At 52.7% G+C, this 17,413-nt stretch carries 15 protein-coding genes and 1 tRNA gene; 2 read left to right on the top strand and 14 right to left on the bottom strand.

All coding sequences use genetic code 11. From position 1 onward, the window contains the following. Position 1 precedes the first annotated feature (1 nt). From trpC to QP400_RS06055, 8 genes are all read right to left on the bottom strand, one after another. A complete protein-coding gene (gene trpC / locus QP400_RS06020; RefSeq protein WP_004805386.1) occupies positions 2-835 on the bottom strand; it encodes an indole-3-glycerol phosphate synthase TrpC in 834 nt (277 codons plus the stop codon). Positions 836-879: 44 nt separating this feature from the next. After that, on the bottom strand, positions 880-2,406 hold the full coding sequence (locus tag QP400_RS06025; protein ID WP_004805388.1) for a chorismate-binding protein: 1,527 nt from the start codon (positions 2,404-2,406) through the stop codon (positions 880-882). 91 nt (positions 2,407-2,497) lie between these two features. After that, positions 2,498-3,436, bottom strand: coding sequence for an FKBP-type peptidyl-prolyl cis-trans isomerase (locus tag QP400_RS06030; RefSeq protein ID WP_004805389.1), 939 nt, complete (start codon positions 3,434-3,436; stop codon positions 2,498-2,500). Positions 3,437-3,439: 3 nt separating this feature from the next. Next, complete coding sequence (gene pafA, locus QP400_RS06035) at positions 3,440-4,792, bottom strand: Pup--protein ligase (RefSeq protein ID WP_004805392.1); 1,353 nt, start codon at positions 4,790-4,792, stop codon at positions 3,440-3,442. Next, positions 4,789-4,965: a ubiquitin-like protein Pup gene (locus QP400_RS06040; protein ID WP_004805393.1), complete on the bottom strand. Its 177-nt coding sequence runs from the start codon at positions 4,963-4,965 to the stop codon at positions 4,789-4,791. Before QP400_RS06040 ends, pafA begins: the two co-directional genes overlap by 4 nt. Positions 4,966-4,970: 5 nt before the next feature. Beyond that, a complete protein-coding gene (dop, locus tag QP400_RS06045) occupies positions 4,971-6,521 on the bottom strand; it encodes a depupylase/deamidase Dop (RefSeq protein ID WP_004805395.1) in 1,551 nt (516 codons plus the stop codon). Continuing rightward, the gene (arc, locus tag QP400_RS06050) at positions 6,518-8,005 is read right to left on the bottom strand and encodes a proteasome ATPase (protein WP_004805397.1); all 1,488 of its coding nucleotides are present in this window, start codon (positions 8,003-8,005) and stop codon (positions 6,518-6,520) included. The genes dop and arc overlap by 4 nt, the downstream gene beginning before the upstream one ends. Further along, positions 7,998-9,008: a tRNA (adenine-N1)-methyltransferase gene (locus QP400_RS06055; protein ID WP_285462581.1), complete on the bottom strand. Its 1,011-nt coding sequence runs from the start codon at positions 9,006-9,008 to the stop codon at positions 7,998-8,000. The genes arc and QP400_RS06055 overlap by 8 nt, the downstream gene beginning before the upstream one ends. Before the next feature lie 118 nt (positions 9,009-9,126). On the opposite strand from QP400_RS06055, the gene QP400_RS06060 reads away from it, so the two are divergent. After that, complete coding sequence (locus QP400_RS06060; protein ID WP_160309230.1) at positions 9,127-9,939, top strand: RecB family exonuclease; 813 nt, start codon at positions 9,127-9,129, stop codon at positions 9,937-9,939. Here the strand turns inward: QP400_RS06060 and QP400_RS06065 are convergent. Beyond that, a complete protein-coding gene (locus QP400_RS06065; protein WP_004805403.1) occupies positions 9,919-10,599 on the bottom strand; it encodes an HAD family hydrolase in 681 nt (226 codons plus the stop codon). The two genes, QP400_RS06060 and QP400_RS06065, sit on opposite strands and share 21 nt — an antisense overlap. 36 nt (positions 10,600-10,635) lie before the next feature. Between QP400_RS06065 and QP400_RS06070 the strand changes: the two genes are divergently transcribed. Next, positions 10,636-11,553 carry an aldo/keto reductase gene (locus QP400_RS06070; RefSeq protein ID WP_040314831.1) on the top strand — a complete coding sequence of 306 codons (918 nt, stop codon included), beginning with the start codon at positions 10,636-10,638 and terminating at the stop codon, positions 11,551-11,553. Here QP400_RS06070 and QP400_RS06075 read toward each other — a convergent pair. The 5 genes from QP400_RS06075 to QP400_RS06095 form a co-directional block, all read right to left on the bottom strand. After that, a complete protein-coding gene (locus tag QP400_RS06075; protein WP_285462583.1) occupies positions 11,540-11,857 on the bottom strand; it encodes a DNA primase in 318 nt (105 codons plus the stop codon). The genes QP400_RS06070 and QP400_RS06075 overlap by 14 nt on opposite strands. Positions 11,858-11,872: 15 nt before the next feature. Then, entirely contained in the window at positions 11,873-12,967 is a 1,095-nt protein-coding gene (locus QP400_RS06080; protein WP_004805410.1) for an FAD-dependent oxidoreductase, read from the bottom strand. 86 nt (positions 12,968-13,053) lie between these two features. Continuing rightward, a complete protein-coding gene (locus QP400_RS06085) occupies positions 13,054-14,070 on the bottom strand; it encodes a GNAT family N-acetyltransferase (RefSeq protein ID WP_004805412.1) in 1,017 nt (338 codons plus the stop codon). Positions 14,071-14,122: 52 nt separating this feature from the next. Then, a tRNA-Leu gene (locus tag QP400_RS06090) sits at positions 14,123-14,210 on the bottom strand. A 46-nt stretch (positions 14,211-14,256) separates the two neighbouring features. Next, entirely contained in the window at positions 14,257-17,397 is a 3,141-nt protein-coding gene (locus tag QP400_RS06095; RefSeq protein ID WP_004805414.1) for an error-prone DNA polymerase, read from the bottom strand. Between the last annotated feature and the right edge of the window lie 16 nt (positions 17,398-17,413).

Below are 17,413 nucleotides of genomic sequence, written 5' to 3' on the forward strand. Positions count from 1 at the left end.
TTTAGAAATCCTTTCCTACTCTTCTATTTCTAGACTTAGCCAGCGCTGGGTGTGCGCCGGCTGCAACCATCTCGGCTACAGCGGTTCGTGGACTGGAACTCTTCACCAATGCCTCACCAATTAGCACCGCATCAGCTCCCTCCGCAGCATAATCGCGTACATCGGAAGGGCTGGACACACCGGATTCGGCCACCGCAACAACCCGCTCAGGGATGATGTCCACAATCTGCGCAAAATTGTCCATATTCACCTCTAGCGTGGTTAGGTCGCGGGCATTCACGCCGACCACTTTTGCCCCAGCGTCGAGGGCGCGTAGGGCCTCAAGCCGAGAATGAGCCTCAACCAAAGCTGTCATTCCCAGCGAATGTACCCTTTCAACCAGCGACACGAGCGCATTTTGTTCGAGCGCCGCAACGATGAGCAATACTAAATCGGCGCCGTAGGCTCTGGCTTCATGAATCTGATAAGGGGTAACAATGAAGTCTTTCCTTAGGACAGGAATATCGACGGCCGAACGCACCGCTGAAAAGTCTGCCAACGACCCATTGAATTTGTACCGCTGAGTTAGGCATGAGATGACTGAGGCTCCACCGGCCTCGTACTGGCTAGCTAATGCGCCTGGATCAGCAATGTTGGCAATGGGGCCCTTCGAGGGCGAAGATCGCTTTACCTCTGCAATTACTGATACTGCCCCATCCCCTCGCAGAGCTGCAAGCCCATCTAAGGCCTCTGGCTGCTTCAAGCAACGCTGCTTGAGCTGATCTAAGCTGACGTGGGCTTCCCGCTCTTTGGCGTCAGCTACTGCCGCTGCAACTAAGTCATCAAGTACGTTCACAGTTGGAGTCCTTCCGTCTTAGCTAATGGTACCCAGGTTTTCGGTTATGCCCTATCCGTGTCCAAAGACCGTGCCCCTTGGGCTAGCCGGACTGCCTGAAGAACCGCAGCTGCCTTATTACGAGTTTCGATATATTCGGTATGTGGATCGGAATCGGCGACTATGCCAGCTCCGGACTGTACTGAAGCGGTTCCGTCGAAAATAACCGCTGTCCGAATCGCAATCGCTAAATCGGCGTCTCCATCAAGATCCAATCTGCCAACTACACCGCCGAACACGTTTCTTTGGGCAGGTTCAAATTCACTAATGATTTGCAGTGCTCGCGGCTTAGGTGCACCAGATAAGGTGCCCGCGGGGAAAGTGGCGGTAAAGGCATCAAGCGCGCCCATCTGCGGCAGCAGCTTAGCGCTAACCGTGGAGCAAATATGCATAATGTGCGAAAACTTCTTGATAGACATGAAGTCGTCGACGGTTAGCGTTGCCGGGTCACATACTTTCGATAGGTCATTTCTCGATAAATCGACAAGCATCGTATGTTCGGCGCGCTCTTTCGCGTCTGCCAGCAGAGACTGTTCCATCTGTAGATCTTCCGCCGGCGTCTTCCCTCTAGGACGCGATCCCGCAATCGGGAAGGTCGTCAGGATGCCCTCTTCGAGTCGCATCAATGTCTCGGGCGAGGATCCTACTACTGCAAAGCTGCCCTTGGGACCCGGCATGTTGAGCAAGTACATGTACGGGGACGGGTTTATCTGACGGAGCATTCTGTACACGAGGAGTGGATCAGCATCCGTATCCATGTCGATTCTCTGGGACAACACCACTTGGAAGATATTCCCTGCGCGAATATGTTCCTTGGCGCGCACCACCATTTCCTCGAATGCCTTTTCCCCCACCCGCTGGCGGATTTCACCTTTCTCTGTACCAACCTGCCAGTTCTGCGGTTTCAGCGGCTCGCATATTTGCTCCTGCATCTGCTCTATGGCCTGAAGAGAGCGCTCATAGGCATCTTTGGCACCACTTTGCTCGCCATTGAAATTGATCGCGTTAGAGACAAGCCATACGGAGCCATCGTAGTGGTCAACCGCGCAGACCTCTCCGACAAGGGCCAAAGTCGCGTCTGGGATGGGAAATTCCGAGGGCGTTTCAGCCTTTCCAGCAGGTTCCCATTCAGTAAGTGTGTTCCATCCCAGTGACCCCACGAAAGCTCCGGTCAAGGGGGGTAAGCCAGGAATCTTCTCTGTTTTCAGAACGGAAAGAGCCTGCCGCAAGGTTGCTAGTAGAGGTCCCGTCGTAGGGATCCCCTCCGGCACCTCACCATGCCACCTCGCCTGCCCATCGATGGCACTCAGTATCGCGCGGGAACGCACGCCAATGAATGACCACCTGTTCCATGACCCATCGAATTCGGCTGATTCTAGAAGAAAGGTGCCTGGCCCTCCACACCCAAGTTTCCGATAAAGGCCAATCGCGCTAAACTCGTCAGCCATTATTTTTCGCACAACAGGAACTACACGCCTATTCTTCGCCAGCTCCAAAAATTCGTCTTCGCTGGGCCAAGTTTCAAACTGCATAGTGTCCCCTTTGTGCTTGAAGCAGTCCTATAAAAGCCAAGATGGTAAACACCTATTAAACAGGGTATTTACTTTTCCCGCTCGTCCCGTCTTACTTTCTGGCCTCTTTCTGTCTTGCTCTTGCCTGATCTGGTTGGGCTAGAAGATCCATGACCACTATCAGGGTATCCGTTCCACTCGCCTGGTCAGCTGGGATGACTAGCAATAAACGCGACCCCAATGTTTGGTCCGCCACCAGTTCTCTCACACCTGGAAAAGTCTTCGCTATATCCACCAGTTGTGGCCCGTTCTGCCAGGTGTAGGCGGTTTGCTTTTTATCCGACCAATTCCAGACCCCATATTGGACGACTACCTTATCGGTTGAGGAAATCTGGTTTCCCTCGCCCTTAACCAGTACTCCCAAATAGGGGCTGTCTGGGCTCTTATCCACACGGGAAACGAGCTGTGGTAAAGAGTTCTCAATTGCTATTTTTGCTGGCGCCCCAGGTGGATCAAGTTTTTCGCCTATAATTGCGGTGGGAAGAATATCTAGCACCGCAATTTCCATCGTATCTTTGCCCGAGCGTTTCGCAGGTCTAGAAACAACTACTCGTGACCCCTCTGTTCGTCCTATTACCAGAGGAGCCATTTCTCTCGTTAAGTCGTCAGTTGTAGCGCTCGCCTGAATAAGCTGCGGTCGTGAATCCGGTGACAAGATCTCGCCAGTTTCTCCAGAAAACACGGTGAGGTTTAGTAGTACAGGTTGGCCCGGTTTTACGACCTGGCCACTGCCACGGATCGTCGTCCTCACCTTCTGTTTTCCCTCTGGATACGGGATGGGAAACTCTGCAACCGGAGCAGCCCCAAGCCTGCCTTCGACTTTTAGGGTACGAGGCTTAGCATCTCCACCCGGCAACACAAACACTGCGAGGACGATAGCGACAATGGTGACTGCAGCTACAGCAAATGCCGGCCACATTCGCAGCAATCTTTTCTGCCACGACAAACTGGCTCTTCTTCTTCCGGTCGCAACCGATGAGTGCGCTCCCACTTGCTACCCTTCTATATCGCAAATTAGTTGGTCAACGCGGTCATCCTGAGTTTTGAGTGGATCACCCAGTCCAATTGTGCCGTGTGAACCGTCATCCAGGCGAAGATGCGACCAGTCGGCTGAAAGATCTCGCCGCATCGCTTTCGCTGCTCCAATTGCGGCTCCGCGCAAACAAGCTCGGGTAGTTTTCGGAGGAGCCACCTTCGCTGCCTGCACTTTTTCTTCAGTCACAACCTGACTAAGCAATCCTTTTCGCACCATTACCTGCCCGATTCCAGCATCAGTTATGTCATGGTATGCCAAATCTAATCTGGCAATGACTGGTGAAGACAACGGTAATTTGTGGCGAGTGCTGGCCCGCTCAAGGAGTGCTTTCTTGGCTACCCAATCTATGTGGGTGCGCAGAGGTTCCAAATCTGACTTTGCAAGGCAGGTCAGCACCTTGTCCCATAACGTCAGAATATCCCTAGCTTCTGGGGTATCAGACTGATCCGCCGCAGCCGCATAGTCAAGGAAGGAACGCTGCACATCGAGGGCGTTCATTGCCTTACCGGTACTCATTTCAAACTTTTCAGTTGCCGTTAGGTCATGGTTTATCTGTCTGATTGCGCGCATGGGATCAGAGATCTCGAGAGCATCAATCTTCACCCCTTGATCAATCGCATTTAGGAGCAAGTGAGTCATGCCTACTTTTAGCCAAGTAGTTGTCTGACACACATTCGAGTCTCCAACAATGACATGCATGCGTCGATATAGGTCAGAATCGGCAAGAGGCTCATCACGGGTATTAATTATTGGTCTAGACCTGGTAGAAGCAGATGACACAGCATCCCACATGATGTCTGATCTCTGCGAAAACGCGTATTGCCCCTCGGGACTCACCCAGCCTGCCCCGGTAAGAATCTGTCTGGTTACAAAAAACGCAACTAACGAATCGGCCATCGCTCGAAAATCGGCGCGCCTGTGCAACATATAGTTTTCGTGGCACCCACACGAGTTGCCCTCAGAATCCAGATTGTTCTTGAACAGGTGGATTCGACCAGGGATACCTTCGCTAGCAAATTTCTTATTCGCTGCCGCGGCCAAATCGGACAGCATACTAGTGCCCGCTTGATCCTGAGCGACCAGATCGGCCAACCGATCACACTCAGCAGTGGCATACTCAGGATGCGCACCTACATCTAGGTAGAGTCTTCCTCCATTTTCCAAGAACAGATTGGTGGATCTGCCCTTCTCCATTAAAGGAGCGAAGAGTTCTCTTGCAGCGTGTTCAGCGTCAAGAGGTGGTCTGCCGCCCTCAGTGGAAGCACAAGTAATGCCATACTCGGTTTCTATACCGATAACTCTGCGAGTCACTGTCCGCCCTTTTGCACAAACCCCTGGACGAAGGACTGGGCATCAGTAGCCAGTACGGAGTCGATTTCGTCTAGCAGATCATCGATCCCCTGGTCATTTTGCTGTGCGGAGACATGAATCTGTCCGCCCTCTTCTGCGTTTTCGTCTTTGCCACCGTAAATCTGTTCTTGCATCGAAACTATTTTTCCTTCCTCATTTTGGCAATGAATCCCTCAGCTTCACCCCGGCGAGCAGCTTCTACTGCTTCTTCGTTGTCTCGCTCATCTGGTTCGGGTAGCCGCATGCGCAGTAGCTGTTTTCCACCGGGATCTATTACAAGACTGCCCCAAGATCCTTTTATAACTTGCACTAGGCCGCGCACAGCATGGCCCCGCAACCTAGCTCGTCCCTCGCTCGGCGGCTTAATGGCAGCTTCTTCAATCTGCGACTCAGTGAATAGGTGGTCAACTCTCTTGCTCATCTTGTGGGCAAGAGACATTCCCGGCCTCAAATCGGACCACTGCAAATCCATCGCCGCTAAGACGGGATCATCCCAGTCAGTGTTTCTGCGCTTGCGCATTGCCTCCATTAGGTTGTATTTGGCCACCCATTCGACTCGTCTGCCAGCAAGTTTTCGGTCAGAGCGAAGATCTTCAAGGGTCTCAACCCAGAGGTCGTGTATTTGCTTATTTTCGCCCTCCAGCAGTCCGCGCTTAGAGAGTGCCTCCCCTATTAGTTCGGCAAGAGTTAGCTGGTGTTCAACCGGGGTCAACTCCGCACCAGACCGAACTGGGATTCGCATGTCCAAACCCAAGTTATGCGAAATTGCAGCAGCATACGGAACCGGGTCGCCGCTGATCCCTATTGCTTCAAGCTCTAGGCCGCCTCCCCCGCTTTCAAGATAGCTCAAGACTAGAGAGGTAGTTCCTAGCTTCAACAAGATGGAGTAGTCCAGCATGTTGGCATCTCCTACAATTACGTGCAGGCGACGCCACTTATCAGCGCTAGCATGTGGCTCGTCACGAGTATTAATAAGCGGCCGATTAAAAGTAGTTTCCAAGCCAACATCGTTCTCTATGTAGTCTGCCCTCTGAGAGATCTGGAAACCAGGCTTGCTAGAGCGTTGCCCAATCCCCACTCTTCCAGCACCGCAAATGATCTGGCGCGTCAAGAAATGCGGTAGCAGCACCTCAATTACGTCTTCGAACGGGACTTCTCGTTTCAGACAGTAGTTCTCATGGGAGCCATAGGAGGCACCTTTACCATCTACGTTGTTCTTGTAAAGAGCAAGGTTCTGTCCGTCTCGTTCAGCCTGGAGTATGGCCTTGCGAGCTACCGCTTCCCCTGCTCGGTCATACAGAACCGCCTCCCTTACAGTGGTAGTTTCTGGGGAGGAATATTCGGGATGGGCATGGTCAACATACATTCTTCCGCCATTTCCCATCGCGAGGGCGGGCGCCCTCACTAACTTCCTCTCGGCCTCTGAAGGCCGTGCCAGGTATTCAAAATCTCCGCTGGGAGCTGGCCGAAGCGGATCGTCAGTTAGTTGAGAGGGGTGGGCACTAGCTCTATCTAGCCGCATTCCTCTCATGTCATTTAGAGGATCTTCTCCGGCATAGTCCCAATCAACGCCAACTCGCGAAGCCTCACGGTAAGCATTTACGGCCGCAGCTGAAAGAGCGATGGCGCCAGCATGCGGATCCGTTGGATCACTTACCCCATATTCGGTCTCTGTTCCGATTAGCCTCATTGGCCCTCCCACGGAATTATCTTAGTGACCTTTGCACCGAACATACCCATCCATTCTTCGGCTAGTGCAGCTCCTCCCATCTCACGGGCAGAAGATACTTGCTCTTGGACGGCTGCTCGAATGTGAGCGGCGGTCATTGCCTGCCCTTTACCGGCCAACGCGTCTTTAATTGCCAACCGTTTGGCTGCTTCGACAACGGCAGCGATGGTTGCTCCCGTTACGGTATCCGCCAAATAAATCTGTTTACGAGGTGCAGACGAGGTCTCCACGGCAAATATTTCTGTACGCTCAGACTTGTCGTAGAGCAGTTCCATAGCGAGCTCTCGCAACTTAGCGACGGGCTCTTGCGATGGCAGCGAGTCGGGAAGATGGATCCGCAAAATCTCGCTGGCACCCTGCTCGCTGGGTCGATCAATCCGAATATGGACGTCCAATCTACCAGGGCGTAGAACTGCCGGATCAATCATGTCTTCCCGGTTCGAGGCCCCGATAATAATGACATTATCGAGCGATTCCATCCCATCCATCTCGGCGAGCAGCTGGGGCACGATCATAGTTTCTACGTCAGAAGAGATACCGCTACCTCTGGTTCTGAATAGTGCCTCCATTTCGTCAAAGAAGATCACCACAACTCGACCGGAGTCCGCAAGAGAGCGAGCCCTGGCAAACAATGCTCTGATCTGCCGTTCAGTTTCACCTACAAACTTGTTCAGCAATTCTGGACCTTTGACCGACAAGAAGCAGGCTGGCTCCTTAGCACTGCCAAGTGAATTAGCCACGGCTTTCGCGATCAGAGTTTTACCGCATCCCGGAGGACCGTACAGCAAAATTCCTCTGGGTGCCCTAAGCCCGAAAGACGTGTACAGCTGGGGATGCTTGAAAGGCAGTTCGACGGCATCTCTCACCCGCTCAATTTGATCGTCTAATCCCCCAATATCGGCGTAGGTAACGTCTGGAATTGAAGGAGTTAGCAGCTGCTCTACGTCCTCTCGAATCAACTTCTCGAACACTGTACCTGCGTTCGCGTCGACGAGCACGGAGTCTCCTGAGGTAATTCCTCCATGCCGCAAACGGCCTGCCAAGACCAGAGTTTTTTCTCCCCCAGTGCTTGTGGCAACCACAACTCGAGAGCTTGGCAAGGTTTCGCGAACCGTAGCCACTTCGCCCTCGGCTGGATAGCCAAGCGACCCCAGCACGATAAGATCCTCGCTCAATCGGACTCTCATCCCCACGCTCAGCTCCGTTGGGTCTACTGTGGGCGCATATCCGACACGCAGTTGCTTTGCTCCTAAACGCACTTCCAACTCATCAGATTCTATTGCCACCAACGTCGCAATCTGAGCCGGGGGCTTCGTTATCTGCTCCAGCTGGCTACGCATCATTGCGAGCTGCCCCCTGGCAGCATGTAGCGCTTTGGAAAGACGACCGTTCTTTTCGGTTAGCGAAACGATCTGCCTATGCGTATCACTTTCAGCCTCACTCATGCGGATCCTCCAATCCCGCCAGCTCTGCTCGGCGCATTAGGTCTCGCGTTACCTTCCGGACTTTCTTATCTGCAATGGTGCGTTCCCCAAGATCCTTAGCTTCCCAGGTGTCAACGTGGTCCCACTGGCCCCCCTGTCCTTTCGCAGCTGGTGCTGGCCGTAGTCCCCGACGTGGTAGCTTCTGTCCTTGCGCCAACGTGCGAGCGGTAATTAGGAAACCGGTGTGTCCCACCATGGAATGCTCCGGACGTACTGACAGCCCTTCGACATGCCATTGCCTCTCCGTCGTTTCCCAAGCGTGCACCGCAACCCACTTCTGCTGATTCTTCATCGCTTCTATGGTGCGTGACATCTGTGTAACAGTAGCTATGTAAATACAAAGAACTCCGCCAAAAACCAGCGCATCGTAAGCGGCAGGTAAGCACTCCCACGGTGCCAGCATGTCCAATACGACCCGGTCCCAACAGTGACTTCCCAAAGTGGGGGCAACCTGTTCAAAATCTCCTACTTGAACGTCCCACGCCGGATGACGGTAACCAAACCACATATCCGCATTAGCTTTCGCGATGGTGGCAAAATCCTGACGACGTTCGATAGAGGTTAGCTTGCCGTCAGCCCCAATGGCGCTCAACAGTGACATTGACAGCCCGCCCGAACCTACACCGGCCTCTAGCACGCGGGCACCCGGAAAGATGTCAGCGTATTGCACAATCTGAGCGCAATCTTTCGGATAAATGATGGTAGCCCCACGCGGCATAGAAAGAACGTAGTCCTTCAATAGAGGGCGAAGGGCCAGAAATTCGGTTCCCTCTCGTGCCGTAACTACTGTGCCTTCAGGCTTTCCGATTAGGGCAGAATGCGGGAAGGAGCCCCGAGAGGAATTGAAGAAACCCTTCTCACTAAGTTGAATCGTGTGCAGCCGACCCTTCGGATCGGTCAGCTGGACAAGTTCCCCAACCTTAAATTGTGCACGGGCTCTGTGCTGCACCTTCTTTGACTCCATTGCCCCATCGTATCTGTGGTCGGTAAACCTTTCGAATTAGGAACGCCCAATATTGTTTTTTATAGGGGCTAAGGCGGCCCGAACGCCATATGACATACAGCTGCGCTAATTTATGACCATGAGTTCTTTTGCCCTATCTCCTTCGCGCGCATTGGATTTCGTATCTTGTCCTCTGAAGTTCCGCTATCGAGCAATCGACAAGCTGCCTGATCCACCTTCTGAAGCAGCTTTGCGTGGCACCCTGGTACACGCAGTGCTCGAGCAGATGTATAAGCAGGCTCCAGAGGGGCGTACCCAGGAGCATGCGTTTTCTTTACTGGGACCGGAATGGGAAAAACTGTCTCAGGAGGAGTATGCAAGGCAAGTGGTGCCTACCGAGGCAGCTGAACAAGAACTGCTAGAAGTATCCAGAAGCCTGTTACAAAGCTACTTCCGCATTGAAAATCCACAATTGCTGGCGCCAGCAGCCATGGAGCAGTTCATCCGCACAAAAATTGGCAATCTTAACGTCTGCGGATTCATAGACCGTGTCGATTTATCGCCCACTGGGCAGGTGCGGATTGTAGACTACAAAACCGGCAAATCGCCCTCTGTTCGCTTCCAAGACGACAAGATCTTCCAGATGCTTTTCTACGCCATGATGTGGCAATCAGATCGAGGGGCACTGCCTGCTAGGTTGCAGCTAATCTTCCTAAAAGATGGCAAGGTACTTACCATCGATCCCACCCCTCAGCAGGTCGAGCAGATGCAAGAACGCGTCCTTGGAATCTGGAACCAGATAGAAACAGCTGCAAGACAACATGCATTTCGGCCTCGTAGATCACCGCTGTGTAGATGGTGTGCTTTTAAAGATTATTGCCCCGCCTTCGGAGGAACGGAGCCACCTCAGCCCGAGGACGCAACCGCGCACCTACTCAGCGCTGCTGATTAAAGCTCGTGCTGCGTCCAGATCAAGACTGCTTAGCGAATCTAGATATGTGATCCCCTCGTAGTCGTCGATCTTCGCGACTCCTTTGACAGCCACGACCTTCGCGCCCGAGGCAATTCCAGCCTGCAAACCCGAATTAGAGTCCTCAACAACGATGCACTTCTTAATATCAATCCCTAGTTTTTTTGCAGCCGTCAAATACGGTTCCGGGTCCGGCTTACAAGACTGCACCTCATCGCCTGCCACCGTGGCAACAATCGTCTTGTCCGGCGCATCCTTGGCAACTGCCTCTACCAAAACAGCCGGGCTAGACGAAACGATACAGATTGGCACTCCAGCGGCAGCGAACTCCCGGAGTCTCTCGCGAACTCCTGCGATCCATGGAGCACCTGAGCGTTCGTAGTGTCGTTCCATGTTCGAAATTATCTGATTGGATACTTCCTCGGCAGAAGCCTCAATCCCCGTCTGATCGATCATTATCTGGGAGGCCACACGGATTGCTTTTCCAACTAGCTGCTGTCCGTCGCGGTCTTGCCACACCTTTCCATAGGCATTCATAGTTTCCCGTTCCGAGGCTATCCAGTAGGGTTCCGAATCAACTATCGTGCCGTCCATGTCTAAGAGCAGACCTGCAATTTCAGTGGTGTTCGCCTTCTGTGTCATGGCCCTATGGTATCGATCTCGCGTAAGCTTGCAGATATGGACTATCGGTTTGTAGGTAAATCCGGGCTGCGCGTTTCCACCCTTGGACTCGGAACACTGAATTGGGGCCGAGACACCGACGCCGCCGATGCTGCCAGCTGCTATGACCTTTTCCGGGAAGCCGGGGGAAACTTTTTCGATACCTCACCCGGATACGGCGCCGGGCTTGCTGAAAAAACATTAGCCCCGTTAATAGCTGGGGAACGGGACGAGGTAGTAGTTGCTACAAAGGTCGGAGTAAATGCTGGGAGAGTTGATGCCTCTCGCGGATCTATTTTCTCTTCGTTGCGCGCTTCGCTGAAACGTCTTGAGACCGATTATGTTGACCTGTTGCTCGTACAATCTTGGGATGATTGTGTACCAATTAGCGAGACTCTAAGTGCACTCGCAACTATCCAGCAGACAGGGCTGGCTAGATATGTCGGTTGGTGCAATCTACGTGCCTGGCAGTTCGCCTACCTTGCCGCCCGTAGCCCAATTCCACTTGTGTGTCTACAGAATGAGTATTCACTTCTCAATCGCGATATAGAGGACGCAGCCATCGATGCGCTCGATTTCTCAGGCGCCTCCCTACTGGCTTGGGCACCGCTGGGAAGAGGAGTATTAACTGGCAAGTATGCTACCTCTACCCCTCCCGATTCGCGGGCTGCTGCAAAACATCTTGCTGGTTATGTCGCTCCTTACTTAGATGAGGCTTCACGCCGCAAAGTTGATGCCGTTATCACTGCAGCAAATGGACTAGAGAGGTCGCCAGCCGAAGTCGCTCTAGCCTGGGTACGCGACCGCCCGCAGGTATCATCTGCGATTGTGGGGGCACGAACCCCCGCTCAGCTACAGATAGATCTGCGGGCGGACACTTTGACGCTGCCAAGACAAATAGAAGAAGCCCTGGCAGACGCCACTAGTCATCTATAGAAAACTCTTCGAACTCGTTTTCATCGTCGTCGAAGTAGTCCTCTTCGTCCTCTTCGTCATCGTCGAGCTCATCATCTAAGCCGTCATCATCTTCATCGTCGTCTTCTTCATCATCAACGATGTCCAATGTCAGCTCTGCCTCGTAGGCAGTGAAGAGCGCGTTGTCGTAACGGAAAAACGCATCTTCAAGAGCGCTCTCGGCTTCATAGACCTGATCCGAATCGGGATCGTTGTCACGGGCAGCATTGAAGTGCACCCTCAAAGCATCAATCAGGCGTTCCAATTCCAATGACGGATCGGGCATGATAACTCCTTAGTTTTACTGCAGATGCAATTGATTACGGACCATAGAAACCATCAAGTCAGTACCCTTGATGTCAGCCGTTTCGCGGGGACCGACCACTTCTATGGTCCCATCCCTTGTGACCAACTGACTTGCACCACCATCAGGACCTAACGGCAGAATAACCCATTCCTTGCCAGGCTCGTAAGACGTAGTCATGTTCTGCCCAGCGATCAAATCACGAATATTGGAAATAACTACCCGTGCGTGAGCCCTTGCAGCATCTGCACGTTTGGATTCCTTCACATCCGTAATGTCACCGACCGCGAAAATGCCCGGATGATCTTTTACCTGCAAGTGCTTATCCACATTGATCTGCCCATTGGGTCGCATCACATTGCCGAAGCTCGAAACCAAGTAATCGGAGTTAGTGCGAGCCCCGTAACACAAGAACCAGATGTCGCCCTCGATCTTCTGGCCATCGACGGTTTCAACCTCGAATGGCGATAGAACACCCACGTCAGAACCAGGCATATACGCCAACGGAGATCCCAATACCAGACGCACGCCACGTTCGCGCAGCTGACCAGTAATGGTGTCGCGGAGTTCGTCGACATAGCCCGGAGTGCCTAGGATCGTGTCAGCCTTGTCTACCATGACGATTTCGGTATCGGGGAAGTTAGACGAGATTTCCCCGGCAAATTCCACGCCTACGGTGCCGGCGCCAACCAGCATCACGCGACGTGCTCGGGCCAAATTTTCGCGTGTCTGGCTGAGGCGCGCCTTTGCAACCTCGGATTCAGTCACGTTGTATTTGGCTGGGTATGGGTAAGACGTACCCGTAGCCAGTACCAAATAATCCGCCTCAATCGGCTCATGACCCGAAACGTACACCGTATGCCCATCGACACGCTGCACGGTACCGTGCACGACATTCCCGTTAGACACAAGCTTCGAGTACGGCATGAAGATGGTATGTCCCCACCCCGAATCAACAGCAGCCCTGAGGGCAGCCGCGTGATGGACGAACTGATCCCTCTTCTCGATTAGTGTGACGTCAGCTACGTCATCAAGACCACCAGCAACAGTGATGCCGCCGTAGCCACCACCAATCACCACAACTTTGGCCATAACCCCTCCAAATATGTATCTAACTCGCCTACAAGTTTAGCGAACAAGATGCCGCACAGGCACCCGGAAGTCCTATGTTTTTGTGCCTAGAGCTCGGCAGAAAGTCCTTGTGCCAGGCCACGCGCGATATTTGGTACGAAAAATCCCGGCCCTTTAAGTACTTTTCCGTCCTCTCGGTAGATAGGTTTGCCGTCCTCGCCCAACTTAGACATGTTGGAAGACTGCACCTCAGCTAAGACTGCAGGGAGGTTGATACCGCATTCCAGCGCCATGCCGTAGATGACATACACCAAGTCAGCCAAAGCATCAGCGCTCTCGATGATGTCACGCTCGCCATCGTCTGCCGCTACTGCTTCTTTCACAGCATTTTCAAGAATTTTTCCAGCGGACTTGCCATAAACCGCAGTAACGAGCTCCGTTGCCTCTTCCAGAATGAGGGACATCCTCATATGCACTCGCGAAGGTCGATCCACCGAAGGAGTGTCAGTTTGAATTGGGAGTCCGTATACCTGATGGAATTGGCGAACCAACGCCTCCGGATCCCTGGAATCGGGAAGAGCCTGAGCGCCGGAGCCGCTCCAGGGCGCGACCGGGGTACGTGCATCATCAGCAAGTAGGGAATATACCCATACACCATCCGCTTTCCCAACTCCCCGGCGAATTCCCTCGTAGGTGAATCCGTTACGCCAAGCGACTTTACGGGATGCCCAATTCCCCTTCTCTGCCTTCCACTCGACGCGCCTTGCGCCAGTTGCGAATATCTCATCTAATGTCAGATCCAGAGCTTTATCTATGTAGCCATTGCCTCGTACACTTTTAGCTAGCCACGTGCCGGCTTCATAGCCATCGGCAGTTTTTCGATACTCGAAAGATCCCACAATCGGGCCATCTGCATGCTCACGAATGACCCAGGAGGCCCCACCCTCCTGCCACACCCTTGGGATGTAAGTGTTAATCCAATACCGGGCGTCGGCCTCGCCATATCCTTCAGGCACGGTGGTCCATTTACTAATGGAAGGATCAGAAAGAACCTGCACAAGTTGGGGAATATCTGCCTCGCTAGGCTGATTTAGAACAATTTTGCCAAAGATCTCTGACTGCATCCTGCTCTCCCGGTAATACAAGAAAACCCCGGCGAACCGGGGTTATTCCTAGTGCGCGGAGGGGGACTTGAACCCCCACGACCGTTTAAATGGTCACTAGCACCTCAAGCTAGCGCGTCTGCCTATTCCGCCACCCGCGCAACAAGGAAAAACTTAGCACACATTCGACGCCTCACACCAATCCGCTCACCTAAAATCCCGCGAATGGACTGGAACAACATCTAAAATCTGTACCAACTTATTCGCTACCACCGCTACTACTCCATCTCCTTTTTCTATTACTCCCCTCACAACTAGAGCGTGCGAAGTAGTCGCTACCTGCCGATATCTTTCCCAAAGCCCTGGCGAGCAGACCACGTTAGCAAGTCCGGTTTCATCTTCTAAAGATAAAAATGTGGTTCCTCTCGCAGTATGGGGTCTTTGCCGATGAGTGACCAATCCCCCAACCCAAACTTGATCGCCATCTGCACGCTCCGACAACTCTGCAATTGGATAAACACCCCGCTTCGTCATTTCTTGGCGCAAAGGACTGAAGGGATGAGTAGACAGCGAAATGCCCATAGTCGACATGTCTGCAACCATGCGTTCTTCAATCCCCATTCTTTTCAACTCCGGCACCGATACCACTGGAGTTGTTCCCGGCAAATACGGCTGATACTGGCCTTTCCTTGAAATTGGGTTAGCCACAGCAGCGGCGGCCCACATAACCTCGCGCCTAGAAAGTCCCGTAAAAGACAACGCTCCTGCCTGCCCCAACGCCTCAATTACACTTGCCGGAGCTCCGCTACGCTCAGCAAAATCCCGCAGAGATAAGTAAGGACCAAAAAGGTCTCTCTCACTCACGATCCGGTTGGCCCAGAAACTCCCCACCCCTTTGACTGCTTCAAGGCCCAGGCGTACTAGTCGATCTGTGCGCACATCCAGTTTGACTGGTGACGTATGCAGATCACGACCTATAGAACCTTTTTGCACTGTAGGACCGGTTTGAGACACGTTGCAGTCTGGCCCGCCCACAGCTACCCCATGTCTTCTTGCATCAGAGATCAGCGACTCCGGAGAATAAAAGCCCATTGGCTGGGCACCCAAGATTCCAGCGTAAAAGTATTCTGGATAGTGCACCTTGAGCCAAGCGGAAGCATACACAATATAGGCAAAGGAAAAAGCATGCGATTCGGGAAAACCAAACTCGGCAAATCCGCGTAACTGAGAAAAAATTTTTTTAGCTACGTCCTCGCTAATGCCCCGCTGTTCCATCCCCGAAAGAAGTTCTGGTTCCAGAAGTTCCATTTTTTCTACAGATCTTTTTGCCCCCATAGCCTTTCGCAGCTCGTCAGCACGAGCGGGACTAAGACCTGCAGCATCTACCGCGATCTGCATCAACTGCTCCTGAAATAGCGGCACCCCCAACGTCTTTTCCAAGGCTGGTTTCAAAAGAGGATGAAGGTAAGTCACCTCTTCTCTACCATTCCGCCTATTTATGTAGGGATTGACGGCCTGTCCCTGAATAGGTCCGGGCCGAATGAGGGCCACCTCCACGACTATGTCGTAAAAATTGCGCGGCTTCAGTCGGGGCAAGGTGTTCATCTGCGCTCTAGACTCAACTTGAAACACGCCCACGGTGTCAGCACGCTGCAGGAGCTCATAAACGCGCGGATCTTCGGCAGGCATATTGTGGAGCGCAAGCGGTTTCTCCCTTTGCTCGTCCTCTTGAATTGCGTCAAAAGCTAGCCGCAAAGCAGTAAGCATGCCGAGCCCAAGTAGATCAAATTTAACCAAGCCAGCATCCGCACAATCATCCTTATCCCACTGCAACACAGACCGATCTTTCATTGCAGCCCACTGCACAGGACATACCGAGGTTAAGGGCTGGCGAGTAAGAACCATCCCTCCAGAATGAAGCCCCAGATGTCTAGGCAGTTGTAATAACTGATCAGCCATCTGCGCCACATCCTGAGGAATTCCTTCTGCGCGAGTAACCTTCTTCCGTTTCCCCCCAAATGCATATTTTGTCCAAGCGCTTGCCCTGCCCACCGGATGGCCGAGCGCTCTGGCGGCGTCACGCACCGCCGAACGGGGACGATATGTTTGAATTGCAGCGACTTGCCCAGCATGATGGCGACCATAGGTGGCATACACATACTGGATAACTTCCTCACGCCGTACAGCTTCAATGTCCACGTCTATATCGGGAGGCCCAGAACGAAGCGGAGAGAGGAATCGCTCGAACATCATCTTGTTGGCAACGGCGTCCACGGCAGTAATACCCAAGACGTAACAAACTGCGGAATTTGCTGCGGACCCGCGTCCTTGACACAAAATATTTTTGCGTTTACAGAACTGGACAATATCCCAAACAATCAAGAAATATCCAGGAAAATCGAGTTTCTCAATTACCGCTAGTTCGTGATCCAACTGCGCATAAGCCTGCGGATTTTCCCTCTTTGAACCGTAGCGTTCTTGCGCTCCCAAATACGTTAAATGGCGTAACCAACTAGCTGGAGTATGCCCTTCAGGAACCGGAGGCCGAGGTAGATCAGGAGCTACCAACCTAAGATCAAACGCGCACCTCTCGCCGAAATACGCAGTATTCTCTACTGCCTCAATATGCGTCCGGTGAAGCTGACCCATCTCGTTAGCAGAACGCAAGCAAGCCCTGGCTGCCGGCAGGAACCCCTGCGCCTCATCTAGAGTTTTATTCATACGGGTAACAGCTAACACGTCAGCTAGAGGGCGATCTCTCATGCGTGCACACCGGGCGGCAGTAGTAGCCACCAACCGCAAGGACTCCTGTTTTGCCAGTTGCGCAAGATAATCTGCCCACTCTGCTTCTCCGGATACTCCATAAAGAGTGCACTCCACAGCAATATTATCTTTGGGGAAAAGATCTTTTAGACGTCGCAAAGTAGCGCGATCTACGTCCTCCCCCTTCCCTAGTAATCCGTTTTTGGTGCCTGTAAGTATTACCGCTTCATCAGCTAATTGATCACTGAGCTGCCCCAACGTATATTGAGCTTTCTTACGCTCACCTAACGCCAAATTAGCCTTAGAAATAAGTTCACTGAGTGCACTGTACCCCTTAGGCCCACGAGCGATCACCGGAATACAAGCGCCTTCAACAGTTAGTTCTGCACCATACAGAGCATTTATCCCAACACGCCTACTTGCCATATTCGCCTGCACAGCCGCATACAGCCCATCCGTATCAGTGATCGCTATTCCTTCTAGTCCAAGCGTGGCAGCCTCTTCGACTAGGGCTGCTGGCGAACTAGCACCATCTAAAAACGAGTATGCCGAGTGAGCATGAAGCTCATAGTACGGAAAATACACCCCTCAAGAGTATCGA

The sequence above is a fragment of the Winkia sp. UMB3158 genome (assembly GCF_030217145.1).
In the GTDB taxonomy this organism is placed as follows: domain Bacteria; phylum Actinomycetota; class Actinomycetes; order Actinomycetales; family Actinomycetaceae; genus Winkia; species Winkia anitrata.

Excerpts from the sequence above, each read along its gene's own strand:
- QP400_RS06025 (WP_004805388.1), bottom strand. The coding sequence starts at position 2,406 with ATGCAGTTTGAAACTTGGCCCAGCGAAGACGAATTTTTGGAGCTGGCG.
- QP400_RS06040 (WP_004805393.1), bottom strand. The coding sequence starts at position 4,965 with ATGCAAGAACAGATTTACGGTGGCAAAGACGAAAACGCAGAAGAGGGC.
- dop (WP_004805395.1), bottom strand. The coding sequence starts at position 6,521 with ATGAGGCTAATCGGAACAGAGACCGAATATGGGGTAAGTGATCCAACG.
- arc (WP_004805397.1), bottom strand. The coding sequence starts at position 8,005 with ATGAGTGAGGCTGAAAGTGATACGCATAGGCAGATCGTTTCGCTAACC.
- QP400_RS06055 (WP_285462581.1), bottom strand. The coding sequence starts at position 9,008 with ATGGAGTCAAAGAAGGTGCAGCACAGAGCCCGTGCACAATTTAAGGTT.
- QP400_RS06060 (WP_160309230.1), top strand. The coding sequence starts at position 9,127 with ATGAGTTCTTTTGCCCTATCTCCTTCGCGCGCATTGGATTTCGTATCT.
- QP400_RS06065 (WP_004805403.1), bottom strand. The coding sequence starts at position 10,599 with ATGACACAGAAGGCGAACACCACTGAAATTGCAGGTCTGCTCTTAGAC.
- QP400_RS06070 (WP_040314831.1), top strand. The coding sequence starts at position 10,636 with ATGGACTATCGGTTTGTAGGTAAATCCGGGCTGCGCGTTTCCACCCTT.
- QP400_RS06075 (WP_285462583.1), bottom strand. The coding sequence starts at position 11,857 with ATGCCCGATCCGTCATTGGAATTGGAACGCCTGATTGATGCTTTGAGG.
- QP400_RS06080 (WP_004805410.1), bottom strand. The coding sequence starts at position 12,967 with ATGGCCAAAGTTGTGGTGATTGGTGGTGGCTACGGCGGCATCACTGTT.
- QP400_RS06085 (WP_004805412.1), bottom strand. The coding sequence starts at position 14,070 with ATGCAGTCAGAGATCTTTGGCAAAATTGTTCTAAATCAGCCTAGCGAG.